The organism is Acinetobacter sp. GN11 (assembly GCF_054823985.1).
This window is the reverse complement of record NZ_JRVL01000081.1, coordinates 21777-45285: the sequence shown is the minus strand read 5'-3', so window position 1 is coordinate 45285 and position 23509 is coordinate 21777. Positions and strand designations below refer to the sequence as shown.

21 protein-coding genes and 3 tRNA genes are annotated in these 23509 nt (G+C 41.2%); 13 read left to right on the top strand and 11 right to left on the bottom strand.

Going from position 1 to position 23509, the window contains the following annotated elements; all coding sequences use genetic code 11:
• Positions 1–63 precede the first annotated feature (63 nt).
• Positions 64–1731, bottom strand: coding sequence for a DNA repair protein RecN (gene recN, locus NL42_RS08980; RefSeq protein ID WP_461312507.1), 1668 nt, complete (start codon positions 1729–1731; stop codon positions 64–66).
• Positions 1732–1845: 114 nt separating this feature from the next.
• On the opposite strand from recN, the gene NL42_RS08975 reads away from it, so the two are divergent.
• The 4 genes from NL42_RS08975 to NL42_RS08960 all read left to right on the top strand — a co-directional run bounded on the left by NL42_RS08975 (position 1846) and on the right by NL42_RS08960 (position 5360).
• Complete coding sequence (locus tag NL42_RS08975) at positions 1846–3156, top strand: tetratricopeptide repeat protein (protein ID WP_461312506.1); 1311 nt, start codon at positions 1846–1848, stop codon at positions 3154–3156.
• Between the two features lie 76 nt (positions 3157–3232).
• The gene (gene ppnP, locus NL42_RS08970) at positions 3233–3559 is read left to right on the top strand and encodes a pyrimidine/purine nucleoside phosphorylase (RefSeq protein ID WP_461312505.1); all 327 of its coding nucleotides are present in this window, start codon (positions 3233–3235) and stop codon (positions 3557–3559) included.
• Positions 3560–3661: 102 nt separating this feature from the next.
• Positions 3662–4411 (top strand): 23S rRNA (guanosine(2251)-2'-O)-methyltransferase RlmB, encoded by a 750-nt coding sequence (gene rlmB, locus NL42_RS08965; RefSeq protein WP_461312504.1) that lies wholly within the window; start codon positions 3662–3664, stop codon positions 4409–4411.
• A 34-nt stretch (positions 4412–4445) separates the two neighbouring features.
• The gene (locus tag NL42_RS08960) at positions 4446–5360 is read left to right on the top strand and encodes a DMT family transporter (RefSeq protein ID WP_461312503.1); all 915 of its coding nucleotides are present in this window, start codon (positions 4446–4448) and stop codon (positions 5358–5360) included.
• On the opposite strand, the gene coaE is transcribed toward NL42_RS08960, so the two are convergent.
• From coaE to pilB, 4 genes are read right to left on the bottom strand one after another with little or no spacing between them, the layout of a single operon-like run.
• Entirely contained in the window at positions 5357–5953 is a 597-nt protein-coding gene (gene coaE, locus NL42_RS08955; protein WP_461312502.1) for a dephospho-CoA kinase, read from the bottom strand. The genes NL42_RS08960 and coaE overlap by 4 nt on opposite strands.
• 1 nt (position 5954) lies before the next feature.
• Entirely contained in the window at positions 5955–6815 is an 861-nt protein-coding gene (locus tag NL42_RS08950) for a prepilin peptidase (RefSeq protein WP_461312501.1), read from the bottom strand.
• A complete protein-coding gene (locus tag NL42_RS08945) occupies positions 6815–8041 on the bottom strand; it encodes a type II secretion system F family protein (RefSeq protein WP_461312500.1) in 1227 nt (408 codons plus the stop codon). Before NL42_RS08945 ends, NL42_RS08950 begins: the two co-directional genes overlap by 1 nt.
• A gap of 27 nt (positions 8042–8068) precedes the next feature.
• Positions 8069–9781 (bottom strand): type IV-A pilus assembly ATPase PilB, encoded by a 1713-nt coding sequence (gene pilB / locus NL42_RS08940; protein WP_461312499.1) that lies wholly within the window; start codon positions 9779–9781, stop codon positions 8069–8071.
• A 291-nt stretch (positions 9782–10072) separates the two neighbouring features.
• Here pilB and tpiA point away from each other — a divergent pair, with 291 nt between their 5' ends.
• The 9 genes from tpiA (at position 10073) to NL42_RS08895 (ending at position 17008) form a co-directional block, all read left to right on the top strand.
• The gene (gene tpiA, locus NL42_RS08935) at positions 10073–10867 is read left to right on the top strand and encodes a triose-phosphate isomerase (protein ID WP_461312498.1); all 795 of its coding nucleotides are present in this window, start codon (positions 10073–10075) and stop codon (positions 10865–10867) included.
• A 12-nt stretch (positions 10868–10879) separates the two neighbouring features.
• Complete coding sequence (secG, locus tag NL42_RS08930; protein WP_461312497.1) at positions 10880–11209, top strand: preprotein translocase subunit SecG; 330 nt, start codon at positions 10880–10882, stop codon at positions 11207–11209.
• Positions 11210–11265: 56 nt separating this feature from the next.
• A tRNA-Leu gene (locus NL42_RS08925) sits at positions 11266–11350 on the top strand.
• Between the two features lie 40 nt (positions 11351–11390).
• Positions 11391–11467 (top strand) — tRNA-Met (locus tag NL42_RS08920).
• An 89-nt stretch (positions 11468–11556) separates the two neighbouring features.
• Positions 11557–11633, top strand: a tRNA-Met gene (locus NL42_RS08915).
• A 215-nt stretch (positions 11634–11848) separates the two neighbouring features.
• Positions 11849–12376, top strand: coding sequence for a ribosome maturation factor RimP (gene rimP / locus NL42_RS08910; protein WP_461312496.1), 528 nt, complete (start codon positions 11849–11851; stop codon positions 12374–12376).
• 36 nt (positions 12377–12412) lie between these two features.
• A complete protein-coding gene (nusA, locus tag NL42_RS08905; protein ID WP_016139435.1) occupies positions 12413–13897 on the top strand; it encodes a transcription termination factor NusA in 1485 nt (494 codons plus the stop codon).
• A gap of 10 nt (positions 13898–13907) precedes the next feature.
• Positions 13908–16607, top strand: coding sequence for a translation initiation factor IF-2 (gene infB, locus NL42_RS08900; RefSeq protein WP_336165849.1), 2700 nt, complete (start codon positions 13908–13910; stop codon positions 16605–16607).
• Positions 16607–17008 (top strand): ribosome-binding factor A, encoded by a 402-nt coding sequence (locus tag NL42_RS08895; RefSeq protein WP_461312495.1) that lies wholly within the window; start codon positions 16607–16609, stop codon positions 17006–17008. The genes infB and NL42_RS08895 overlap by 1 nt, the downstream gene beginning before the upstream one ends.
• A 53-nt stretch (positions 17009–17061) precedes the next feature.
• Here the strand turns inward: NL42_RS08895 and NL42_RS08890 are convergent, their stop codons facing one another.
• The 6 genes from NL42_RS08890 to NL42_RS08865 are packed head-to-tail and all read right to left on the bottom strand — an operon-like array spanning position 17062 to position 23309.
• Positions 17062–17466 carry a Na+/H+ antiporter subunit G gene (locus NL42_RS08890; protein ID WP_005301841.1) on the bottom strand — a complete coding sequence of 135 codons (405 nt, stop codon included), beginning with the start codon at positions 17464–17466 and terminating at the stop codon, positions 17062–17064.
• Positions 17467–17478: 12 nt separating this feature from the next.
• On the bottom strand, positions 17479–17754 hold the full coding sequence (locus NL42_RS08885) for a monovalent cation/H+ antiporter subunit F (RefSeq protein WP_004795001.1): 276 nt from the start codon (positions 17752–17754) through the stop codon (positions 17479–17481).
• On the bottom strand, positions 17751–18278 hold the full coding sequence (locus NL42_RS08880) for a Na+/H+ antiporter subunit E (RefSeq protein WP_005301847.1): 528 nt from the start codon (positions 18276–18278) through the stop codon (positions 17751–17753). The genes NL42_RS08885 and NL42_RS08880 overlap by 4 nt, the downstream gene beginning before the upstream one ends.
• A gap of 2 nt (positions 18279–18280) precedes the next feature.
• On the bottom strand, positions 18281–20092 hold the full coding sequence (locus NL42_RS08875; RefSeq protein WP_461312494.1) for a monovalent cation/H+ antiporter subunit D: 1812 nt from the start codon (positions 20090–20092) through the stop codon (positions 18281–18283).
• Positions 20092–20460: a Na+/H+ antiporter subunit C gene (locus NL42_RS08870; RefSeq protein ID WP_003654595.1), complete on the bottom strand. Its 369-nt coding sequence runs from the start codon at positions 20458–20460 to the stop codon at positions 20092–20094. Before NL42_RS08870 ends, NL42_RS08875 begins: the two co-directional genes overlap by 1 nt.
• Positions 20457–23309 (bottom strand): monovalent cation/H+ antiporter subunit A, encoded by a 2853-nt coding sequence (locus NL42_RS08865; protein WP_461312493.1) that lies wholly within the window; start codon positions 23307–23309, stop codon positions 20457–20459. The genes NL42_RS08870 and NL42_RS08865 overlap by 4 nt, the downstream gene beginning before the upstream one ends.
• Between the last annotated feature and the right edge of the window lie 200 nt (positions 23310–23509).

Here is a 23509-nt window from a genome sequence, read left to right as displayed (position 1 = left end):
TTCTTTTTATCAACATACAAGAGTTAATCGGATTTCGCCAATCTTTTTCTCTCATTTTCTTTATTAATTTGAAGAAGCCTGAAATTTAAGTTGACGTAATTGTTTTGCGTGTTGCAAGGTTGTTTCATTAATTTCAACACCGCCTGACATGCGAGCTAACTCATAGATGATTTGATTTTCATCAAGTTCTACAATTGTACTGCTGGCTGGGTCAGTTTGTTGTTTTTTCACTAATAAATGCTGATCAGACTGTGCAGCAACTTGCGCTTGGTGAGTAATACATAAGAGTTGGACATGTTGTGCCAAGTCAGCAAGTAAACGGCCTACAACTTCTGCAGTGCCGCCACTAATCCCGACATCAATTTCATCAAACACCAAAACTTCAGATTCGGTTTTTTCAGCATTCATGACTTGCATGACGAGTGCAATACGAGAAAGCTCACCACCTGAGGCCACGCGTGCCAATGGTTGTGGAGGGATACCCTTATTTGCAGTAAATAAAAGTTGAATAAAGCTTAAACCCTCTGCACCTGGTTGTTCTAATGGTTCGAACTTAAACTCGAAGTGTGCTTCTGGTAGAGCTAAAGGTTTCACTTGTTCAGTTAATTGTTTAGCAAGTGGCGCGGCAGCTTCACGACGTATATTGTCTAAATGCTGAGCTTTTTCTAAAAACTCCTCATGCGATTTTTCAACTTGCTCTGCCAGTGTTTCTGGGTCTTCAAGTTGATGCAATTGCTCAAGCTCACGTTGCCAACCTTCATATTCTTCTTTAAGTGTTTCTGGTTGAGTTCGATATTTACGTGCCAGACGATGAAAAACCTCAAGTTTAGTATTGAGTTCTTCCATTCGCTCGGGATCAAAACTTTGACGATCAATAAATTGACGTAAGTTTGCCGTTGCATCATCTATTTCACTTTTGGCATTCAATAAAGAATTATAAATCTCAGAAAGGTGTTCGCTACGGCCGGCGTGGGACTCTAATCTGCGAATAATCGAAGACATTTCTTGAGTAATATTTTGCTCAGCTTCATCTAAAACATTTAAGCTATAGCTACAGTCTTGCATGATATGTTCATGATGACTAAGACGATCAAACTCTTGCTCAATTTCTTTATAGTCGGTTTGAATGACCTCTTCGAGTTCCTCGATTTGATGCTCTAAAGTGCCAATGCGTTGCAAACGTGTTGCTTGTGCATCTAAGGCAGCCTGATGCAAACGAATCGTGCGTTGCCATGAGCTGTAGGCTTCACGGACATCATTCGCTTCAACGTAAAAATTGTTATAACGATCTAACCAATGCTTTGGGTAAGGTGGTTCAAGAAGTTGCTGCTGGCTATGCTGACTATAAAGTTGAACGAGCAAGCGCCCCAACTCTTTGAGTTCAGATAAACTGCTCGGGCGGCCATTGACCCATGCTTTACTACGTCCAGTTGCAAAAATAACGCGACGTAAATGAATTTCCCCAGAATCATCATCTAGCTCGTGTTCTTGGAGCCATTTTGCTTCAGGACTATTATTTTGATAGGTAAAAACAGCGGTAATATCCGCTTTGTCCGAACCATAACGGACATAATTTGTATCTGTGCGATCCCCTAGACAGGCAGAAAGTGCATCCAGTAATAATGATTTTCCGGCACCTGTTTCGCCTGTTAGAACATTAAATCCCTGTTCTATATCAATAGCTAAATGATCAGCTAATGCAAAATTAATTAAAGTTAAATGTGTGAGCATAAACGCATCCAACGCGCCAAATTATGGGTTAAAGATAGAGAAGTTTTGAATTTGCTACAAGTGATCTATTATTCTAACTGAAATTATAGAACAGCAAGATTGCGGATATTTACAATGAAAAAAACATTAAGCTTACCGAAAGCGCCCATAGGAATGGTCAATCGTCATAAAAAAAACAATCCTGCGGAAATGAATAAAATTTTAAATCAACATTTTAATGCCTTTAAACAAGCAGCCGCACAAGGCAATTATGCCAAAGCTTATCAACATGTTAAACAAGCTGTTAGTTTAGTTCCTAAGCATTCGGGAGCTTTATCTGACTTGGCTTATACCGAACTACGCTTAGGTCGTTATACCGATGCCTACCAACATTATTTACAAGCGATTCAGGCAAGTGGATCTAACGTAAATACAAATTTATATGACGGACTCACAGAGGTTTGCCATCATTTAAATAAAAAAGAAGAAACAATCAAATTTGGACGCTTGGCAATTGCAACCAAAAAAGAACTCGTTAAGAGTGAACCTGTTTTACCGATTCCAAGTCATACGCCACCTGAGTTTAGTTCAAATCCTGAAGAAAATATTATTGCTTTCTCTTTGTTTGGAGCCAATCCGCGTTATTGTGAAACCTCTATTTTAAATACTCAGCTAGCCAAACAGATTTATCCGGAATGGACGTGTCGATTTTATGTCGATGATACTGTGCCACTACTGGTACAACAGCGCTTAAAAGAGAAGGGGGCGCAAGTGGTACAGGTGACGGACTCTCAAAAGCAATTATCAGGGCTGTTCTGGCGTTTTTTTGTGATGGATGATCCAACAGTTAAGCGTTTTCTGATTCGTGATGCCGACTCTATTGTATCGTACCGTGAAAAGGCGGCTGTAGATGCATGGCTCAAGAGTGATAAATGGTTTCATTTAATGCGAGATAGTTATTCTCATACCGAACTAATTTTGGCTGGAATGTGGGGCGGATGTACAGGGATTTTTCATAATATTGAAGCACATATCAGAGATTATGTTGCCACCGGACGTTATCTGGATAATCGGGTGATGGATCAGCATTATTTGCGCTACTGTATTTGGCCGACTTTAAAACAGAGTGTGCTTATACACGATAGCCAGCAATTTGATTCAGATGCTAGCGATTTTCCAACTTACGATCTGGCGTTAATACAAAACGACAGTGAAAATTTTCATGTAGGAATGAATGACGGTTTACCGGTAGTGACCACCGCAGTCGCCCATCCAACAGCACAAAGAGTGAGTTGGGTACTTCTGGATGAAAATCAGGTCGAAGTTTGCAGATACGATGCAATTGTGTCGAGTGGTCGAAATATTGAGATTAACTTACCTCATGCTTTTGCCAAAAAAATTCAGGCAGAGCAGTGGAAATTACAAGTCTATCCGTATGAAAACTGATTGATTAGTTATTTAGGCACAATTAAACTACATTCATCATAATTTATATAAATATGGCATTATCTGGAGAATGTGCATGAGTACAAACCAATTTGATCATGTAACGGTCATCAAAAAATCAAACGTTTATTTTGGTGGAGCATGTATCAGCCATACCGTGCAATTTGAAGATGGAACGAAAAAAACACTAGGTGTTATTTTGCCGACTGAGCAACCTTTAACTTTTGAAACGCATGTTCCTGAGCGTATGGAAATTATTTCAGGTGAATGTCGCGTAACAATTGCAGACAGCAATGAAAGTGAGTTGTTCCGTGCGGGCCAATCATTTTATGTGCCAGGCAGTAGTCTTTTTAAAATCGAAACTGATGAAGTGCTCGATTACGTGTGCCATTTAGAAGGCTAAGAAATTCCTGTTCAAATCGGGTACACTATGCCCAAAGAAATCCTGCGAAGTTGGCTTTGCAGGATTTTTATTTTTTTGCTCAAACGTTGTTAGAGGTCATGCATGGCAAAACAGGAATATTATTATGGCGTTCATTCAGTGGAGTCATTGCTAGAGCTTGAGCCAGAGCGTGTGCTAACCCTGTTTACTTTAAAAGGAAGGGATGATCAGCGTTTGCAAAAGATTTTGCAATTGGCAGAGCCTTTTGGAATTAGTGTACAAAAAGCAAGCCGCGATAGTCTTGAAAAACTTGCAGGCCTACCATTTCATCAAGGCGTGGTGGCAGCAGTGCGTCCACATCCTGTCTTAAATGAGCAAGATCTTGATCAAATTTTAAGTGAAACTCCAGATGCCTTGTTGTTGGCATTGGATCAGGTGACAGACCCACATAACTTAGGGGCTTGTATCCGTACCGCCGCTGCGATGGGTGTGCAAGCCGTCATTGTGCCTCGTGATCGTGCGGCAAGTTTAACGCCAACTGCTCGTAAAGTTGCAGCGGGTGGAGCCGAGAAAGTTAAATTCATTCAAGTCACAAATTTAGCTCGTACATTGGCTCATCTTAAAGAAACAACGCATGTACGTGTGATTGGCACCATGCTTGATGAAAGCGCATTACCACTTCGAAAATGCGATTTTTCTGGCCCAGTTGTGATTGTAATGGGAGCTGAAGATACCGGTTTACGTCCTATTACACAGGCACAGTGTGATCATAAAGTTTATATTCCGATGTCAGGAAATCTACAAAGTCTAAATGTCAGTGTAGCGACTGGTATGGCTCTTTATGAGGCTTGCCGCCAGCGTTCTGAGGTATAATTTAGCTGCCTTTCTAGTTTTAAGTCATCTTGATATGTCTCCCCGTAAGCAAGGCTATTTCTTTGTATTGGTGACCATGTGCATTTGGGGCGGGTTTACGCTTTTTGCCCGTTTAAATGCACAGTGGCACATCAGTGCTTGGGATATTGCCGCACTGCGCTTCGCTATAGCTTTCCTAATTTTAATGCCTATTTTGATCTATAAAAAAGATCTCGCTTTTTTATGGAGTAAGCATGCGGTTATTTTGGCTCTGATTGGCGGGGTCATTTATTGTCTCACTGTCTATACCGCTTTTCTCTATGCTCCCGCCGCTCATGCTGCAATTTTTTTAAATGGCTGTATTCCGATTTGTACTGCGTTCGCAGCATATATTTTATTTAGGCAGCCATTTGATAAACATACATGGGCTAGTCTCGCAATCATGATAGCGGCTTTGGCCCTTATGAGCGCTTTGATGTTGCAAGGTAATGCCTCTGCTTTTGGAATAGGTGATTTACTCCTTTTTATTAGTGCGATTTGGTGGGGTATTTTCACTGTGTTACTTAAACAGTGGAAACTATCTGCATGGCACTCAATGGCAAGTGTTGCGATTTGGTCTGCAATTATTTATTTGCCCATCTATGTTTTATTTTTGCCTAAGCATTTTATTGAAGTCAGTCCTGTTCATTTAGCAATACAAGGCATTTTCCACGGTGTGTTTGTCGTTATTATTGCAACTTTGACTTATGTGGCAGCGATTCAACGACTTGGTGCTTTTAAAACTGGAAGCATTGTCACTTTGGCGCCTTTTATTGCTGCAATATTAGCAGTACCTCTGTTAGGGGAGGCGTTAAGCCCATCTATTGTGGTGGGTTTGGTTGGAATGGGAGTGGGTGCCTTACAACCTTGGCGATGGTTTCGACCAGATAGCTTGGCACAAAAAATTAAACAGCAAAATAAACCAAATTAGTTTGAGCGTTTCAAATAACTTTGATGTAAAGGCTCTAATTGTTGATGTAAATGTTCGAGTAATCCGTCATTAAATACTACGTCATTTGCAAGTTCACGTTTTCGCTCACGTGGCATTTGCGCCGCGATAATTTTTTGGATTTGTTCTTGGTTTTGTCCATCGCGTTGGCTGGCACGCTGAATTTGAGTTTGTTCACTTGCATCAACTAATAACGTGTGATTAACCAGTTGATGTTGGTTGGTTTCAAAGAGTAATGGCGAAACCAAAATCACATAGGCGCTACGCGCATTTTGTAATTGTTGAATAATAGATTGGCGAATTTCAGGATGTGTGATTTGCTCAAGTGATTGTCTTGCTTCAGGGTTTTGAAAAATATATTCGCGTAGGGCACGACGATCTAGATTTCCATCGGATTGAAGCACCCAATCTCCAAAAGTTTGTTGGATTTTTTGAAGGGCAGGTCGGCCTTTTTCAACCACTTCGCGAGCAACGATGTCGGCGTCGACAACTTGTATTCCTTGGGATTCAAACCATTGTGTTGCAGCAGATTTTCCGCTACCAATACCACCTGTGACTCCCAGAATAAAAGCCATCTTAACCTCCCAAATAGATTTTCATAATCTGGTCACCCCATAAAAAGGCAACCCAGCCTGCAATGGCAATATACGGCCCAAAGGCGAAGGGCTGATTGTCATTGCGTAATTTTAGTAAAATGATGCCAATAATTGCACCTAGTAAAGATGACAATAGCACAATTAATGGCAGCATCAATGGCCCCATCCATGCACCTAATGCGGCGAGCAACTTAAAGTCGCCATAACCCATACCTTCTTTGCCTGTAATGACTTTAAACAGGTAATACACAATCCACAGGCATAAAAAACCGATTAAGTAACCCCAAATGGCTGAAGTGGGTGTGGTGTATATACTAAAGGTATTAATGCCTAAGCCAAGTGCTGCCAAAGGCAGGGTAAAACGGTCGGGTAGCAGCTGAGTATCAAAGTCTATAAATGTTAAAGCAACTAAAACCCAAGTCAGGACTAGTCCCAAAAGCATTTGTATGGTTGGGCCAAACACCATGACCACAACCAGTGAACATGCCATTGTTAATAGTTCGATGGCTGGGTAGCGTATGCTAATCGCATGCCCACAATTTCCACATTTACCTTTTAAAACTAACCAACTGATAACAGGAATATTCTGATACCAACGAATGGGTTGATGGCACTCTGGACATGATGAAGCCGGTTTACTTAATGTCAGCTTTTCATGGTCAATGATTGGTTCTTCAGGATTGAGTAGCATTTGACATTCTTGCTGCCAATCTTGTTCCATCATTTTGGGGGTACGATAAATCACCACATTCAGAAAGCTACCAATACACAGGCTCAATAATGCAACTGCAATATAAAGTGCAGTTAAGTTGTGAATAAAATAAGCCATTATTTCTTGCATTATATGACTGAACCCATTTGGAAAATTGGAAGATACATAGCAATCACCAAACCGCCTACAAGTACCCCTAAAATTGCCATAATTAAAGGTTCCATCATTGAAGTTAACCCATCAACGGCATTATCAACTTCATTTTCATAGTACGTTGCAACTTTATCGAGCATGCTGTCTAGTGCACCAGATTCTTCACCAATTGCGACCATTTGTATAGCCATAGATGGAAAACGATTTGAAACGCGCATCGCAAATTGGAGTTGTTGACCTGTAGCAACATCTTCACGAATTTTCATTACAGCTTGTTCATAAATAATATTATTGGTTGCGCCAGCAGTTGATTCAAGCGCATCAATGAGAGGAACACCAGCTGCAAAAGTTGTTGCTAAAGTACGGCTGTAACGGGCAATAATCGCCTTATAAACCAGATCACCAAAGATAGGTAGTTTCAGGGCAAGTTTGTCTAAACCATCACGGAATTTTTTACTACGCTTTTTAGCTTCAAGAAATGCGGCAATGATTGCACCAATCACAAAAATCAGAATGTACCAGTATTCCTGCATCCATTTCGACATATTTACGACCATTTGTGTAAAGGCAGGCAAATCTGCGCCAAACGAAGAAAATAGGCCTTGGAAAACGGGAACTACTTTAACCATCAAAATAATGGTAACGATTACAGCGACTACAATAACCGTTGCAGGGTATTTCATAGCTTTCTTAATTTTCTGCTTGAGCAATTCACTTTTTTCTTTGTAAATTGCCACGCGGTCCAGCATGGTTTCAAGTGCACCCGATTGTTCGCCGGACTCTACAAGAGAGCAAAACAATTTGTCGAAGTGCTGAGGATACTTTCTTAAAGCTGAGGCAAAAGTACTACCACCTTCAACTTCACCTTTAATGCCGAGTACCACTTCGCGCATAGCTGGGTTTTCTAAACCTTCAGCCACAATTTCAAAGCCTTGTACCAGTGGGACACCAGCTTTCATCATGGTTGCAAGTTGTCGGGTGAAAATCGTGATATCGAGCGTCGATACTTTTTTCTTGAATATACCTTCAAGAATATTTTTACGCTTTTCTCGAATATTACGAACAGTTACACCTTGTTTGCGTAGGGTGACTTTGGCTAAAGCCATATTTTTAGCCGGAAGTTCTCCCTTAATTTTTACGCCCTTACGGTCAACCCCTTCATAAGCAAAAGTCGGCATCAATTGTGCCTTTTTGACAGTCATGACATTATCCTTATTTTAAATTGTCTTTTATTCACTGGTCACGCGGTTGACTTCTTGTAAAGAAGTAACACCTTGCATGACTTTCTTTAAACCTGAGCGACGCAGATTATTAAACCCCAGTTTTTCAGAAGCAGCAGCGATTTCTAAAGCATTGCCATCTTCCATAATAATCTTGGAAATCTCAGGTGTGACTTTCATTACTTCATAAATACCAACTCGACCTTTGTAACCCTCACGACATTCTGGACAACCGACTGGTTGAAAAACTTGAAAATCGGGATTGGTTAGATCTTGTTCGGTAAAACCCATTTCCAATAGGCTTTGTTTGGGAACGTCAGTAGGTACTTTACATTGTGGACATAAGCGACGTGCCAAACGCTGAGCAATCACCAGATTGACCGATGTTGCAATATTGAAAGATGGAACTCCCATATTGCGTAGACGAGTCAGTGTTTCAGGGGCACTGTTGGTATGTAGTGTGGACATCACCATATGACCTGTCTGAGCCGCCTTAATCGCGATTTCAGCTGTTTCTAAATCACGAATCTCACCGACCATAATAATGTCAGGGTCCTGACGTAAAAATGATTTAAGCGCAGCCGAAAAAGTAAGACCTACTTTCGGATTTACGTTAACCTGATTAATACCTTCAAGGTTAATTTCGACTGGATCTTCGGCAGTAGAAATATTGGAGCTTTCAGTATTTAAAATGTTGAGGCCCGTATATAAAGATACTGTTTTACCAGAACCTGTCGGGCCAGTAATTAAAAGCATACCTTGTGGCTTATCTAATGCTTCCATGAAAAGCGCTTTTTGCTCTTCTTCATATCCTAAAGCATCAATTCCCAGCATGGCACTAGATGGATCGAGAATACGTAGAACTAGTTTTTCACCAAATAAGGTCGGAAGAGAGTTCACACGAAAATCAATTGCTTTAGATTTCGATAGCTTGAGCTTGATACGACCATCTTGGGGAACACGTTTTTCAGAAATGTCCATCTGAGACATTACTTTCAAGCGTGAAGCCAAACGATTTGCGAGTTGTAATGGTGGATTTGCAATCTGACGCAAAACGCCATCGACCCGATAACGGACCCGATACGATTTCTCATAAGGTTCGAAATGTAAATCAGAAGCCCCCATACGAATCGCATCTATTAATAACTTGTTAACATATTTAACAATAGGTGCTTCATCGCCTTGAGGAGTGTCATCATCCTCTTCAGGAGCAGCTGAGGTATCAAGATCTACATCAAGATCAAATTCTTCATCACTAAACTCGAAACTACTTTCTTCAGTAAATTGCTGCGCCAGAATTTTCTCAAGTTTATGGTGCTCGACAATAACCGGTTCAACCATAAGCTTGCTGTTAAAGCGAATAGCATCAATAGCTTCAATATTACTGGGATTGCTGGTTGCAACATATAAAATCTGTCCTCTTTGTACGAGAGGCAAGACCCGATGTTTTAAAATCAGTTTCTGGTCGACCAAATCTTTAGGAATCTGGCTGGTATCGAAAACATCCAGATCAAAATATGGTTCACCAAATTCAATAGAGATTGTTTCAGCTAATAAAGAAGGGGATAGATGAACCTCTTCAATCAGGTACGCAACAGTATCCTGTTTAGCTCTTTTTGCTGCATCTAATGCTGCCTGCATGGTCGCTACCGACACATGTTTTTCTTCGACTAATCGTCGAAAAAACCCCGAAAATTTTGGAGATGTATGTATGACTGACATCTGCCTACCTGTGCTCATATGTTTATAATTGGTATATAAAAAATTATACTTTTGTTATCTAAAATTACTACCTGAGAAAATGATGCTCTCGTCTTGGTCCGATTGTCAAAGCTTGAACCAGTCGAAGTTTTTATTCATTAATTTTTAAAAGGCGGAGCTTTTGACTCAATAAAGTTTTATTACTGTTTTCAAATAGTAGAAAAGATATGAGCAATCCTGTTAAAGAAAAGTATCTGAAATTTGTAGAAATGCGTGTAGAATGTGCTGCATTTTTGATGAAAGGTGAGCCGTATGTCGGGTTCGACGATTACGCCTTGGGTAGTTGGCAACTGGAAAATGAACCCAATGCGTGCCAATGCCAAACAACTTATAGAAGAATTTAAACAACTATTGCAACAAAACGAAATTGCAGATGAAAGCTGCCATGTCGGGGTTGCTCCAGTTTCTATTGCACTTGCAATGGTACAAACACAATTGCAAGATGCTGCAAAAACAGTATATACAGTTGCACAAGATGTATCGCGTGTAGCAGGTACAGGCGCCTACACGGGTGAAGTCAGTGCAGAATTATTAAAAGATAGCCAAATTAATTTTGTATTGGTGGGTCACTCTGAACGCCGTGATTTATTAGGTGATAACGTTGAAATTTTGAAGGCTAAACTCCAAAACTCTTTAAATGCAGGCTTAACTGTTATTTATTGTGTGGGGGAAAGTCTTGAACAGCGTGAACAAGATTTAGCAGAGCAGGTTGTATTGCAACAAATCTGTGATATAGCTCCTATCGTGACCGCAGAGCAATGGCAAAAGCAAATTGTAATTGCTTATGAGCCAATCTGGGCAATTGGTACAGGTAAAACTGCTTCACCACAAGATGCACAGGCAATGCATGCTAAAATCCGTGAAGGTTTAAGTCAGATTACTTCTGCGGGTCCAGACATTGCGATTTTATATGGCGGTAGTGTAAAAGCTGAAAATGCAGTTGAATTGGCAGCATGTCCAGATATTAATGGCGCGTTGGTTGGAGGTGCTTCGTTAAATGCAGCATCTTTTTATCAAATCGTAGAAGCCTTTGCACAAAGTAAATAACGAGGATAGGGTATGCACTCTTTTGTACTGATCGTACATATTATTTTAGCGGTACTGATGATTGGCTTGATTCTAGTGCAACACGGTAAAGGTGCTGATGCTGGTGCCTCTTTCGGTGGCGGTGGAGCAGCAACTGTATTTGGCGCATCAGGTTCAGCTAATTTCCTTACTCGCCTCACTGCTGTTTTAACAGCCTTGTTTTTTGTGACTAGTTTAACCTTGGCTGTTTTTGCGAAAAAGCAAACTACAGAGGCTTATAGTTTGAAAACTGTACAAACTACTGCACCAACACCAGTCAAATTGCCTGAAACTTCACCAACTGCACCAAAAACGAGTCAATAATTCGAAATAGGGCTTTCCTTTTGTGATGGGAAGCACTAGAATGCGTCCCACAAGCTGCGGTGGTGGTGGAATTGGTAGACACGCTACCTTGAGGTGGTAGTGCCTTCGGGCGTGGGGGTTCAAGTCCCCCCTTCCGCACCAGCTTTTAACCAGAAAGTTGATGCGAGTAGTTTGTTTTTGTTGCGGGATGGAGCAGTCTGGTAGCTCGTCGGGCTCATAACCCGAAGGTCGTTGGTTCAAATCCAGCTCCCGCTACCAATTTGATTAAGGTGCAACTTAATCAGGCAAATATCTAGTAAGTTTACATTGACTTTATTTGATATTTGTATATAATTTTTGCACGTTGATGCGGGATGGAGCAGTCTGGTAGCTCGTCGGGCTCATAACCCGAAGGTCGTTGGTTCAAATCCAGCTCCCGCTACCAAGTTTCTTAAAAGAGGCTCACAGACAAGTGGGCCTTTTTGCACAGTGGATTATTGTTTTCTGTGCAAGATAGGGGCGATTAACGCCCTTTTTTATTGGTTATCGTATCGCTATCGTGTAGTTTCGACATCAATTGGTCAAATAGTCATGCTTCACTATAGTAGGTCTGTGTCGGTTAAAACAACCGATTGAATCGCACGAGAATGACGAGAGTAAATGAAATTATCAAATAAATCCCAAGCATTGCATGACTTAATTGTTCCTGCAGTACAAGCATGTGGTGTCGACCTTTGGGGAATCGAATTTATCCCACAAGGCAAACGTTCATTATTGCGTATTTATATCGACAAAGCGGTAAGTGAAGAGAATGCTGAGCCTGTACTTAATGAAGATGGCGAAGTAGAACAAGGCCGTGGTATTGGTGTACAAGATTGTGTGCGTGTAACACAACAAGTTGGCGCAATGCTGGATGTTCATGATCCAATTTCAGGTGAGTATTCATTAGAAGTTTCTTCACCGGGCTGGGATCGTCCATTTTTTCAATTAGAACAGTTACAAGGCTACATTGGACAACAAATTGCTTTGCGTTTGATTGCAGCAGTAGAAAACCGTCGTAAATTTCAAGCAAAACTTATCTCAGTAGACCTTGAAAATGAAGAAATTCAGGTTGAAGTTGATGGGAAGCACGTGCTTGAGATCGACAGCAACAATATCGATAAAGCAAACTTGATCTATCAAGATTAAATTTATTAAATTTTATAAGAAATCGGTAGGTGACTTATGGGCCGCGAAATTCTTACCGTTGTTGAAACGGTTAGTAATGAAAAAGGTGTTAGTCGTGAAGCGATCTTCGAGGCTTTAGAACAAGCTCTAGTTGCTGCAACGAAGAAAAGATTTTACGAAGGTACACATGCTGAAGAAGCTCAGCTTCGTGTAGAAATCGATCGTAAAACTGGTGATTACAGCACGTTCCGTCAATGGACTGTTGTGGCAGATGAAGATCATGAAATGCCAGCTTGCCAAGATGCGATTTCTGACCTTGACCCATCTAAATGGTCAATTGGTGATGTACGTGAACTCGAAGTAGAATCTATTGAGTTTGGTCGTATCGCTGCACAAATTGCAAAACAAGTTATCGTACAAAAAATTCGTGAAGCTGAGCGTGCTTTGGTCGCTGATGCATACGAGTCTAAAGTTGGTGAGTTGATTTACGGTGAAGTGAAAAAACAAACCAAAGATGGCTTTATTATCGATTTAGGCGACAACGCTGAAGCTTATCTTGCGCGCGAAGAAATGATTCCTAAAGAAATTCTTCGTCCGAAACAACGTATGAACGCTATTTTATACAATGTGAACCGTGAAGGTCGTGGCGCTCAGTTGTTGTTATCACGCGCTAAGCCTGAAATGTTAATTGCTTTAATGAAAAAAGAAATTCCTGAGATTTCTGAAGAAATTATTGAAATTAAAGCAGCGGCACGTCAACCAGGCGTTCGTGCTAAAATTGCAGTGAAAACAAATGACCATCGTATTGACCCTGTAGGTGCATGTATTGGTATGCGTGGTACGCGTATTCAAGCAGTACAACAAGAGTTAAACGGTGAACGTATTGATGTAGTGGTCTGGTCTGATGATCCAGCTCAGTACATTGCAAGTGCATTAGAACCAGCTGATGTTTCAGGCATCGTGCTTGATGAAGATGCAAGAAGTGCCGATATTATTTTTGCAACCAGCGATCAATTGGCTCGTGCGATTGGCTCACAAGGCCAAAATGTTCGCTTGGCTTCTGATTTAACTGGCTACAAACTCGACATGATGCTTGAAGAAGAGTATCGTGCTCGTCAGCAAAATGAAGCTCAGCAATATCTTGACATGTTTGTATCACGTCTCGATATTGAAGAAGATTTAGCAATGGCATTGGTGGAAATGGGCTTTACCTCTTTAGAAGAGATTGCTTATGTTCCAGCTGAAACTTTTGACGAAATTGAGCTTGATGCCGAATTGGTTGAGTTATTGCAAAGTCGTGCAAAAGAAGCAACACTTACTGATGCTTTGAAACAGCAAGAAAATATTCAAGAACCGAGTGCAGACCTTCTAACAATGGAAGGCATGACTTCTGAGATCGCTTACTCGCTTGCCGCTCGCGGTATTATTACTGTCGATGATTTGGCAGATCAGGCTACTGACGATATCTCTGATATTGAAGGACTTGATCATGAAAAAGCAGGTCAATTGATCATGAAAGCTCGCGAATCATGGTTTAACTAGGAGATGAAATATGACGGACAAGTCAATTAAAGAGTTAGCTCTCAGTGTAGAACGTCCTGTTGAGAAGCTCCTAGAACAGGCTCGTGAAGCAGGTTTGCCTCAACGTACAGCAGACGATATTATTACCACTGAACAACAGAATACTTTAGTCAATCATTTGAAAAAAGTGCATGGTCAGGAAAGTGGTAACACAGGAAAAATTGCGTTGAAACGTAAAACAACCAGTACCGCTAAAGTTGCAAGTACTTCAGGTAAAGCAAAAACAATTAACGTAGAAGTACGTAAAAAACAAGTTTTTGCTAAACCAAACCCTGAACAAATTGCAGCTGAAGCTAAAGCACGTGTAGAAGCTGATGCTAAAACACGTGTAGAACAACAAACGCGTGACACTGCACAGCAAAACGCGCGTCTTCAAACAGAGCAAAAAGCAAAAGCAACTTTAGATGCGATGCGTGTTGCTCATCAACAAGATAGCGCTGCGCAGACAGCTCCTAAAGCTGCTGTAGTAGTGAAAAGACGTGGTGGTGGTACAGTAAAACCTGCACCAAAACCAGCAGAAACATTAGAGCAAAAGAAAGCACGTGAAGCACAAACAGCTCAGTTAAAAGCAACTGAAGAAGCTGCGCGTCGTAAAGCGGCTGAAGAAGCTCAGCAACGTACACTTGAACAAATGCGCAAAATGGCGTCTAAGTATTCAAGTGACGAAGCTACTACAACAATTCGTGTGATTGATGATTCTCCACTTGCTTCGGGTCTAGTTGGCCAAGCTTATGAAGATTCATTTAAGCAAGAAGACCGTGAAATTAAACGCGGTAGTGCAACCACTAACCCTCGTGCGGGTAAAAAAGGTGGTCGTCGTGGTCAAGAAGAGCAAAGCTTTGTTAACCATAATAAACGTGGTTTAAAATCAAGCCAGGCAAATAAGCATGGATTTGAAAAGCCAGTTAAAAAGCAAGTTTATGATGTAGAAATCGGTTCAAGCATTGTTGTTGCCGATCTTGCTCAAAAAATGGCGATTAAAGTACGTGAAGTTATCAAATCACTTATGAAAATGGGTGAGTTGGTTAATCAGGAACAAGCTATTGATCAAGATATAGCAGCACTTGTTGTTGAAGAAATGGGCCATAACCCTGTTTTAGTTTCCGATACTCAAGCGGAAGATAACTTGCTTGAAGCGGCTGAAGAAGCACGTGGTGAGCAAACAACTCGTCCGCCAGTTGTTACCATTATGGGTCACGTTGATCATGGTAAAACATCATTGCTTGACCGTATCCGTCGTTCGAAAGTGGCGGCAGGCGAAGCAGGTGGCATTACCCAGCATATTGGTGCATATCACGTTGAAACAGACAAAGGAATTATTACGTTCCTTGATACACCGGGACATGCTGCATTTACTTCAATGCGTGCACGCGGTGCTAAAGCAACGGATATCGTTGTATTGGTTGTTGCAGCAGATGATGGTGTAATGCCGCAAACTGCAGAAGCAATTGACCATGCGCGTGCAGCAGGAACTCCAATTATTGTTGCAATCAACAAGATGGATAAAGAATCTGCTGATGTAGACCGTGTGTTAAATGAATTAACAACGAAACAAATCGTTCCAGAAGAATGGGGTGGTGATGTTCCGATTGCTAAGGTTTCTGCACACAGTGGACAAGGTATTGATGAACTCCTTGACTTAATTCTTATTCAATCAGAATTGATGGAATTAAAAGCATCTGCTGAAGGTGCTGCACAAGGTGTTGTTATTGAAGCGCGTGTTGATAAAGGCCGTGGTGCAGTAACTTCTATTCTTGTTCAAAACGGTACATTAAACATTGGTGACCTTGTTCTTGCAGGTTCATCATATGGTCGTGTACGTGCAATGTCTGATGAAAATGGTAAGCCTATTAAATCAGCAGGACCATCTATTCCAGTAGAAATTCTGGGTCTTCCAGAAGCTCCAATGGCAGGTGATGAAGTTCTAGTTGTAAATGACGAGAAGAAAGCACGTGAAGTTGCTGATGCTCGTGCTGACCGTGAACGTCAAAAACGTATTGATCGTCAAAGCGCAATGCGTCTTGAAAATATCATGTCGTCAATGGGCAAAAAAGATGTTCCTACAGTGAACGTTGTTTTAAGAACAGACGTACGTGGTACTTTAGAAGCATTGAATGCAGCTTTACTTGAATTATCTACTGATGAAGTAAAAGTTCGTGTAATTAGTTCGGGTGTTGGTGCGATTACTGAGTCTGATGTAATTCTTGCTGAATCTTCAGAAGCTGTATTGTTGGGCTTTAACGTTCGTGCTGATACGACTGCTCGTCAGAGAAGTGACCAAGACGGTATCGATATTCGTTACTACAGCATCATTTATGAATTGATTGATGATGTGAAAGATGCCATGAGCGGTAAACTTGCTCCTGAACATCGGGAAACTATCTTGGGTGTTGCTGAAGTACGTGAAGTATTCCACTCAAGTAAGTTTGGTGCAGCAGCAGGCTGTATGGTACTTGAAGGTGTATTGCATCGTAATAAACCGATTCGCGTATTACGTGATGACGTGGTTGTGTTCCAAGGTGAGCTTGAATCTCTTCGTCGCTATAAAGAAGTGGTTGAAGAAGTTCGTGCCGGTATGGAATGTGGTCTTGCGGTGAAAGGTTATAAAGACATCAAAGTGAAAGATAAAATTGAAGTCTATGATGTTCAATTGATTAAACGGAGTCTTTAATGGCGGGTAGCCAACGCTTAAAGCGCATGGCGGATACAGTACAACGTGAGTTGTCTGAGCTGATCCGTCAGGAGCTTAAAGATCCTCGCTTAGGTGGTCTAGTGACCATCTCTGCGGTGAAAGTCAGTGCAGACATGGGTTATGCTGAAGTTTATGTCACCGTAATGGGACGTGAGCTTGGTGATGAGCAAAGTGAAGCAGCAAATAAAGAAACTTTAGAGGTATTAAATAAAGCTTCTGGTTTCTTGCGTCATGAATTGAGCCGTCGTATCAAGACACGTATTACGCCAAGATTGCGTTTCCATTATGACAAGACTAATGCGTATGGTAACTATATGTTTGGTCTGATCGAAAAAGCGGTAAATGATTTACCGAAACGCGAATCAGATGAAGAACAGTAATATAAAAAATAAAAAAGCCACCTTCGGGTGGCTTTTTTATTGGTTAGTTTTTTCTAGTCTTTAGGAGGGTCCATAGGCGGTTTGTTTTGTGAGAAACGTTGTCCAATTTTATAACGGTCCCAAGGTAAGGGGCGTTCAATTGACTCAGGAACTTCTCCACTCAATGAGCGCAAACGTAAATGTAGCGCAGCTTGAGCAATTAAATTTGCTGAAACCGGTGCGGTAATAAAAGCTAAAAGTGTGATCAGTAGCTCGGCAAAACCAAAGCGGCCTTGAAAAGCAAAAAAGATCATGGACGCAATCAAAAAGCTGCCTAATCCTAACGTACTTGATTTTGTGGGTGCATGTAAACGCATGAATAAGTCAGGCAAGCGCACCATACCAATCGAGCCGACTAACATAAAGAAAGCACCAAAAACCAGAAAGACCGAAACAATAATTTCCATTACGAACTGCATTTTGATCTCTCCTTAATCGATTACGTGACCAGTTGTGAAGTAACGTGCTAAGGCTGCTGTAGATACGAAACCTAGCATCGCAACCAGTAGAGCTCCTTCAAATAAAGAGGTCGTCATCCAATAAATGCCTAAAACAACAATGAGGCAAGTTGCATTTAAGAAGAGAGTATCGAGTGCTAAAAGCCGATCTACAATTGATGGGCCTATGACCAATCTGAAGAGGCAAAGTAGCATAGAGATCGTAATGGCAATTGAGCTAATACCTAGAGCATAGGGTAGGATGGTCATGCACTTGCCTCCGTTTTGCTTTTTACATCAAAAATTTCCATAAGTGGAATTTCATAACGTTGTTTGATGTCTTCAATATCAGATTCGGTATTATCTGTGCTCAACGCATGAACCAGAATATCTCCACGTTCCTGATCAATGCCCGCAGAAACCGTACCAGGTGTTGTCGTGATGATCATTGCCAGTAAGGTATTAACCTGTTCATGTTCCGTTTCTAGCGGCACTCGATACCATTTAGGATGTAAATTTTTGGTAGGTCCCAAAACGAGTTTTGCTACTCGAAAGTTAGAAATAACAATATCCCAAAGAACCACAAAGCATAATTTAATAGCTGGTTTCCAATGAATATGCGGTGTACGGGTGATAAACGGTTTAACTAAACGAGGAATAATTAAACCCAACAGTACTGCCGTCAGAATGTCACTAGCATCAAGACTATGTGACAGCATTAGCCAAAATAAAATGATAAGAACGGAAACAAATGGATGTGGAAACCAGCGTTCAAGCAAATGAGATAACTGCATTTTTATGGCTCCATAGGTTTCAATTGACTTTCATCAACAATGGTAGGCGTTTGTAGTTTGTCCTGTTGCTGAATTTGTCGAAGTTTATATTCCGAAATATGTTCACCATTGAAGGTATCTTTCGAAATAATATCTGGAACGAGGTAAGCATTATGATCTTCAACCTCACCACCATATTTAGTTTCTGGTAGGTAAGCAGGGTCAAATGGTTGTACGCTGATAGCTTCACCATTTTTATCTACTTTAAGAATAGTGCGTTGGTAAAGTGCATGATCTTGAATCTGCTGAGCGGTACTTAATGTGTAATGCTGAATAGGTGCAGCAAAAACGACATAAGCGATTAAGCCGGCAAGTAAGACATAAATCACTTGATCATTACGTGGTGGCGCGCGTTCTGGTAATGCTCGATAAAGAATATAAGCCGGATGAATTGGATCTTCCTCTGGTGGTGTTGCTCGCCAGAATAAGATAAAACCAACTCGTGTTAGAGCAATAATACTTAATAAGCTCACAACAAGAACAACACCAATGATCCAGCCTTGATAGCTGGCTTCGACTGTCGCTTGTAAAATAAATACCTTTCCAAGAAAACCACTAAAAGGTGGTAAACCCGCGAGCATCATGGCAATCAAGAAATAAGTCAGCATAGCCGCTTTTTCTTGTTTGATTCTTGGAGCAACTTTTAAATGATCTTTAAAATCTCCACGTTGTGAAGTTATCCATCCACAAAATAGATAAAAAGCTGCTCCAATCAGCGTACTGTGCACTAAGTAATATAATGCGCCAGACCATGCTTGTGTATTCGACATGGCAATTGCCGTGAGCAAGGTGCCAATTGAAGAAAGCACCATAAACCCGACAAAGCGACGTAATCGATCTGCTCCAATTGCTCCAATCACACCATAGAGTGATGTAATTAAACCAATAGGAAGTAACCAGCTTTTTAAGATTTCTTGGCTAAGCGCATCGTCAAATACAGTTCCATTCACACGCAAAATCGAATATATACCGACCTTGGTCATAATGGTGAAAATTGCAGCTACAGGTGTACTTGCAATAGCATAAGTTTTTGGTAGCCAAAAACCTACAGGAAGCATGGCTGCTTTAATGCCAAATACTACAAATAAAAGTAAGGCACCTGCTACAGCTAATTTATGTTGATCTGCTTCGAGTGTGGGGATAAGACGTGAAACATCCACCATGTTGAGGCTACCCACACTACCATAAATCATACCAAGGCCAATTAAGAATAGGGCAGATGCTAACAGATTGATAATGACGTAGTGAACACCCAGCTGAAAGCGTGGCTTGCCTTGTCCATGTAAAAGCAAAACATACGAAGCCATCAACAATATTTCAAAAAAGACGAAAAGGTTAAATAAATCGCCTGTTAAAAATGCTCCGCAGATCCCCATTAACAAGAAATGCACCATGGCATGGAAATAGCGACCACGGGTATCCCAATTGTCGCTTGCATACCATAAAACTGGAACTACTAACGCATAAGTCAGTACCAGCATAAAAGCAGAAAGACGATCTAATACGAGTACAATACCAAACGGTGCTGACCATTCACTTAGCTGGTAAGTGGTAATTTGGCCTGTGCTTGCAAAGCTTAAATATACAATTGCGGTAACTAATCCAGCAATTGCGGAAACAAGACTAATGCCACGACGCCATGGTTGTCGCCAGTCATCTTTTAAAGCACCTGCTCCTGGATTACCTAGCAGTAATAAGATAAAAGCAGTAAATGCCGGAATAAGAATGCTAAAAATCGGCGCATGTTCTTGCCAGAAAGATAAAAAATCAAACATTACGGCTCATCCTCGCGTGGGTCGTATGTTGGAGAGATGTCTTCTTTAGCATCAACATGATCACTACCTGATTCATAACGGCTACGCAGCGCCAGTTGTACAATAAAAGCGGTGGTTGCAAAACCGATCACAATGGCTGTTAATACCAGCGCTTGAGGAAGTGGATCGGTTATTTTTGTTGTTTCAGTTAAAATTGCGGGTGAGCTGATTTGTAACCGGCCCATCGCAAATAAAAATAGGTTTACAGCATAGCCAATTACAGCCAATCCAAGCACGACAGGGAAGGTACGAGCACGCAAAATCAGATAAATACCTGTGGCAACAAGTAAACCAATAGCAGAAGCTAATAAGAATTCTAAACTGATCATGATGATTCCTCCCGATGTGGTACTACAGGACCAGCCATGCTTGAGTGGCGAGAGTCTCCCAATACCGAGATGAGCAACATCGTTGCACCAACTACGGTGATATAAACGCCTAAGTCAAAACTTGCAGCCGAAGCCAAATGTAGTTTTCCTAGAATGGGTAACTCAACATACACATGTGCGCTAGTCAGGAATGGGCGTAACCAGAACCATGCAGCTACACCAGTAAGCCCAGCAATGGTTAAACCTGAACCAATCCAAACTTCATAAAGACGGCCTGATTTTACTTTGAGCAATTGTTCAGTTTGGTCTTGACCTAGCGCTATATATTGGATGATTAATGCCATTGAGGTGATTAGACCTGCAATAAAGCCACCACCCGGATAGTTATGGCCCCGCATAAAGATATAAACACTCACGACAAGCGCCAATGGCAATACCCAAGAAGCTGTTATACGGAACATGAGCGGAGATGGATTAAAACGGTAGGTGAGACCTTGGGTTATGGTTGTACCATGTACACGCATACCATCCATGAGGCAAAGTGAACCAATAGCAGCAATGCCTAGCACCGTAATTTCACCAAAGGTATCGAAGCCACGGAAGTCAACTAAAATGACATTTACAATATTTGAGCCACCGCCAAGTGGTAAAGACTGCTGGGCAAAGAACCATGAAATCGAATTATGATCACGAGTTAAAATCAGCCACGCAATCCACCCTATTCCTAAGCCTCCAATAATCGCTAAAGCAGCATCTCTTAAACGTCTAGAGCGAAGAGATTCATACGGCGTTAGCTGTGGAAGTAAAGATAAACTCATTAATAAAAGAACAGTGGTTACAACATCCACGGTAATTTGAGTCAGTGCCAAATCTGGAGCCGACATGGTGACAAACACCATCGTTACAACCAGACCAATTGCACCACTAATAAGGACGGCTTTAATACGCTCATGGTGGAACCACAGCATCATCCAGCAACCTGAGAACAGGGTCAGCCAGAGAACGATGGCAATCCATGGGGCATGAGTAAGTTCACGTGTGCCTGTGGTGAGCCCTTGATTAAGTAGCGGCATAGTTACCATGATGACGCTAAAAGCAATGATCATGAACAAGTAACTTTGCAATGAGCCATTTTCAGTTTTTTGTTTGATTTTTCGGCTAGTGAGCAACAGATGTTTTAAAAATAAATCAAATAAAATGCGGCCTTGAAATTTGCCAAGACGTGGGTCAAGGTCAATTTTACGAATCATGCCATCTTTTGCCAAAGCAAAATAGAACAGTGAGCCGCCCACTAAAGCAATAATACTCATCACCAGAGGAGCATTGAATCCGTGCCAGATCGCAAGATGAGTTCCTGCAAATTCTGGTTGCATCAAGCTTGCTCTCGTTACGCTATTTACTAATGGTTCTACCAACAAAGAAGGTAAAACGCCGACTAGGATACATAGCACAGCAAGAAGAAGAGCAGGTGCGCGCATGCCCATTGGCGGTTCATGTGCATCTTTATTTGGCACTTGTTTACCAATCGGACCGTCAAAAAACACGCCGTGCACTAAGCGAATGGAATAACTCACTGCAAAAATACCAGCAAGCGTTGCAATGATACTGGCAAAGATAACTGCTGAACCTGAAAGATTCGCCAATAGCTCGGTAAAGAACATCTCTTTAGAAATAAAGCCATTGGTGAGTGGTACACCTGCCATAGAGGCAGCGGTGATCATGGTTAATGTGGCAGTGAAAGGAAGTAATTGCCAAATACCACTGAGTTTTCGAAGATCACGTGTACCCGTTTCATGGTCAATGATCCCTGCAATCATAAAGAGTGCAGCTTTAAATGTTGCATGGTTAATAATATGAAAAATGGCAGCAGCAACTGCTAAAGGTGAACCGATACCAAGTAAACAGACAATAAGACCTAAATGGCTAATCGTTGAATAGGCTAACAGCCCTTTTAAATCTTCTTTAAAAATGGCAAAACATGCTGCCATACAAAGTGTAAACAGGCCGACAAACGTCACGATATTGTGATAGATCGCAGCGCCTACAAAAATTGGCAGTAAGCGGGCAAGCAGAAAGATCCCAGCTTTTACCATGGTTGCAGAGTGCAGGTATGCAGACACCGGAGTGGGTGCAGCCATTGCGTTGGGTAACCAAAAATGAAATGGAAACTGAGCACTCTTCGTAAATGCACCAAGCAAAATAAGCAATAACATTGGAATAAATAGGGAATGGGCTTGAATGGCATCTTTCATACCCATGATGTCATTAATTTCATAGGTTCCAGTGATTTGTCCTAATAGAACAAATCCACCCAACAACGCCAAACCGCCCATCCCTGTAATGGTGAGTGCCATTCGAGAGCCGCGTTGAGCAGCTTCATAATGACTCCAGTAACCCACTAATAAAAAAGATGAAATACTGGTGAGCTCCCAAAAGACTAATAAAATAATAAGATTATTAGAGAGCGAAATACCCAGCATTGCTGCCATAAACAGCATGAGTAAAGCATATAGTTTGCTTAAAGAATTTTTAGGGCCAAGATAGTAGTAGGCGTATATATAAATGAGGGTACCGATACCGGTAATAAGTAAAGAAAATAGTAAACCAAGAGCATCGAGTCGGAAGCTTAGATTAATTCCTAATTGAGGTAACCAATCCCAGCTTTGTTGAATGCTTGCACCACCAAGCACAGTTTTAGCTTGAGCCAGTAATAAACCAAAACTGGTTAAACTGACTCCAATTGCCCCTAAAGCCGTTACTCCACGCGAAAATCGTTGAAGCAATGAAACAAGGGTGGTGCCTAATATTAACGGTAATAAGATAATTATCGGTAGCACACTCGTATCCATATGTGATTTAGGCCGAAACCTAAAGGTGAATTTTTAATTTCAGAATAGATAGGAATTCAAAGAGAGTTCCAAGGCTTTGTTATTCTGAAAACCCAACCAAATTAGAAAATAAAGCGAGAAACAAGTTGTATTGCGCAACTTGAAGAATAAAAACGCAAAATGAAATTTATTGTACACTAAAAAAGCAGTAAAAATCTGAT

Excerpts from the sequence above, each read along its gene's own strand:
- recN (WP_461312507.1), bottom strand. The coding sequence starts at position 1,731 with ATGCTCACACATTTAACTTTAATTAATTTTGCATTAGCTGATCATTTA.
- NL42_RS08975 (WP_461312506.1), top strand. The coding sequence starts at position 1,846 with ATGAAAAAAACATTAAGCTTACCGAAAGCGCCCATAGGAATGGTCAAT.
- ppnP (WP_461312505.1), top strand. The coding sequence starts at position 3,233 with ATGAGTACAAACCAATTTGATCATGTAACGGTCATCAAAAAATCAAAC.
- rlmB (WP_461312504.1), top strand. The coding sequence starts at position 3,662 with ATGGCAAAACAGGAATATTATTATGGCGTTCATTCAGTGGAGTCATTG.
- NL42_RS08960 (WP_461312503.1), top strand. The coding sequence starts at position 4,446 with ATGTCTCCCCGTAAGCAAGGCTATTTCTTTGTATTGGTGACCATGTGC.
- coaE (WP_461312502.1), bottom strand. The coding sequence starts at position 5,953 with ATGGCTTTTATTCTGGGAGTCACAGGTGGTATTGGTAGCGGAAAATCT.
- NL42_RS08950 (WP_461312501.1), bottom strand. The coding sequence starts at position 6,815 with ATGCAAGAAATAATGGCTTATTTTATTCACAACTTAACTGCACTTTAT.
- NL42_RS08945 (WP_461312500.1), bottom strand. The coding sequence starts at position 8,041 with ATGACTGTCAAAAAGGCACAATTGATGCCGACTTTTGCTTATGAAGGG.
- pilB (WP_461312499.1), bottom strand. The coding sequence starts at position 9,781 with ATGTCAGTCATACATACATCTCCAAAATTTTCGGGGTTTTTTCGACGA.
- tpiA (WP_461312498.1), top strand. The coding sequence starts at position 10,073 with ATGTCGGGTTCGACGATTACGCCTTGGGTAGTTGGCAACTGGAAAATG.
- secG (WP_461312497.1), top strand. The coding sequence starts at position 10,880 with ATGCACTCTTTTGTACTGATCGTACATATTATTTTAGCGGTACTGATG.
- rimP (WP_461312496.1), top strand. The coding sequence starts at position 11,849 with ATGAAATTATCAAATAAATCCCAAGCATTGCATGACTTAATTGTTCCT.
- nusA (WP_016139435.1), top strand. The coding sequence starts at position 12,413 with ATGGGCCGCGAAATTCTTACCGTTGTTGAAACGGTTAGTAATGAAAAA.
- infB (WP_336165849.1), top strand. The coding sequence starts at position 13,908 with ATGACGGACAAGTCAATTAAAGAGTTAGCTCTCAGTGTAGAACGTCCT.
- NL42_RS08895 (WP_461312495.1), top strand. The coding sequence starts at position 16,607 with ATGGCGGGTAGCCAACGCTTAAAGCGCATGGCGGATACAGTACAACGT.
- NL42_RS08890 (WP_005301841.1), bottom strand. The coding sequence starts at position 17,466 with ATGCAGTTCGTAATGGAAATTATTGTTTCGGTCTTTCTGGTTTTTGGT.
- NL42_RS08885 (WP_004795001.1), bottom strand. The coding sequence starts at position 17,754 with ATGACCATCCTACCCTATGCTCTAGGTATTAGCTCAATTGCCATTACG.
- NL42_RS08880 (WP_005301847.1), bottom strand. The coding sequence starts at position 18,278 with ATGCAGTTATCTCATTTGCTTGAACGCTGGTTTCCACATCCATTTGTT.
- NL42_RS08875 (WP_461312494.1), bottom strand. The coding sequence starts at position 20,092 with ATGTTTGATTTTTTATCTTTCTGGCAAGAACATGCGCCGATTTTTAGC.
- NL42_RS08870 (WP_003654595.1), bottom strand. The coding sequence starts at position 20,460 with ATGATCAGTTTAGAATTCTTATTAGCTTCTGCTATTGGTTTACTTGTT.
- NL42_RS08865 (WP_461312493.1), bottom strand. The coding sequence starts at position 23,309 with ATGGATACGAGTGTGCTACCGATAATTATCTTATTACCGTTAATATTA.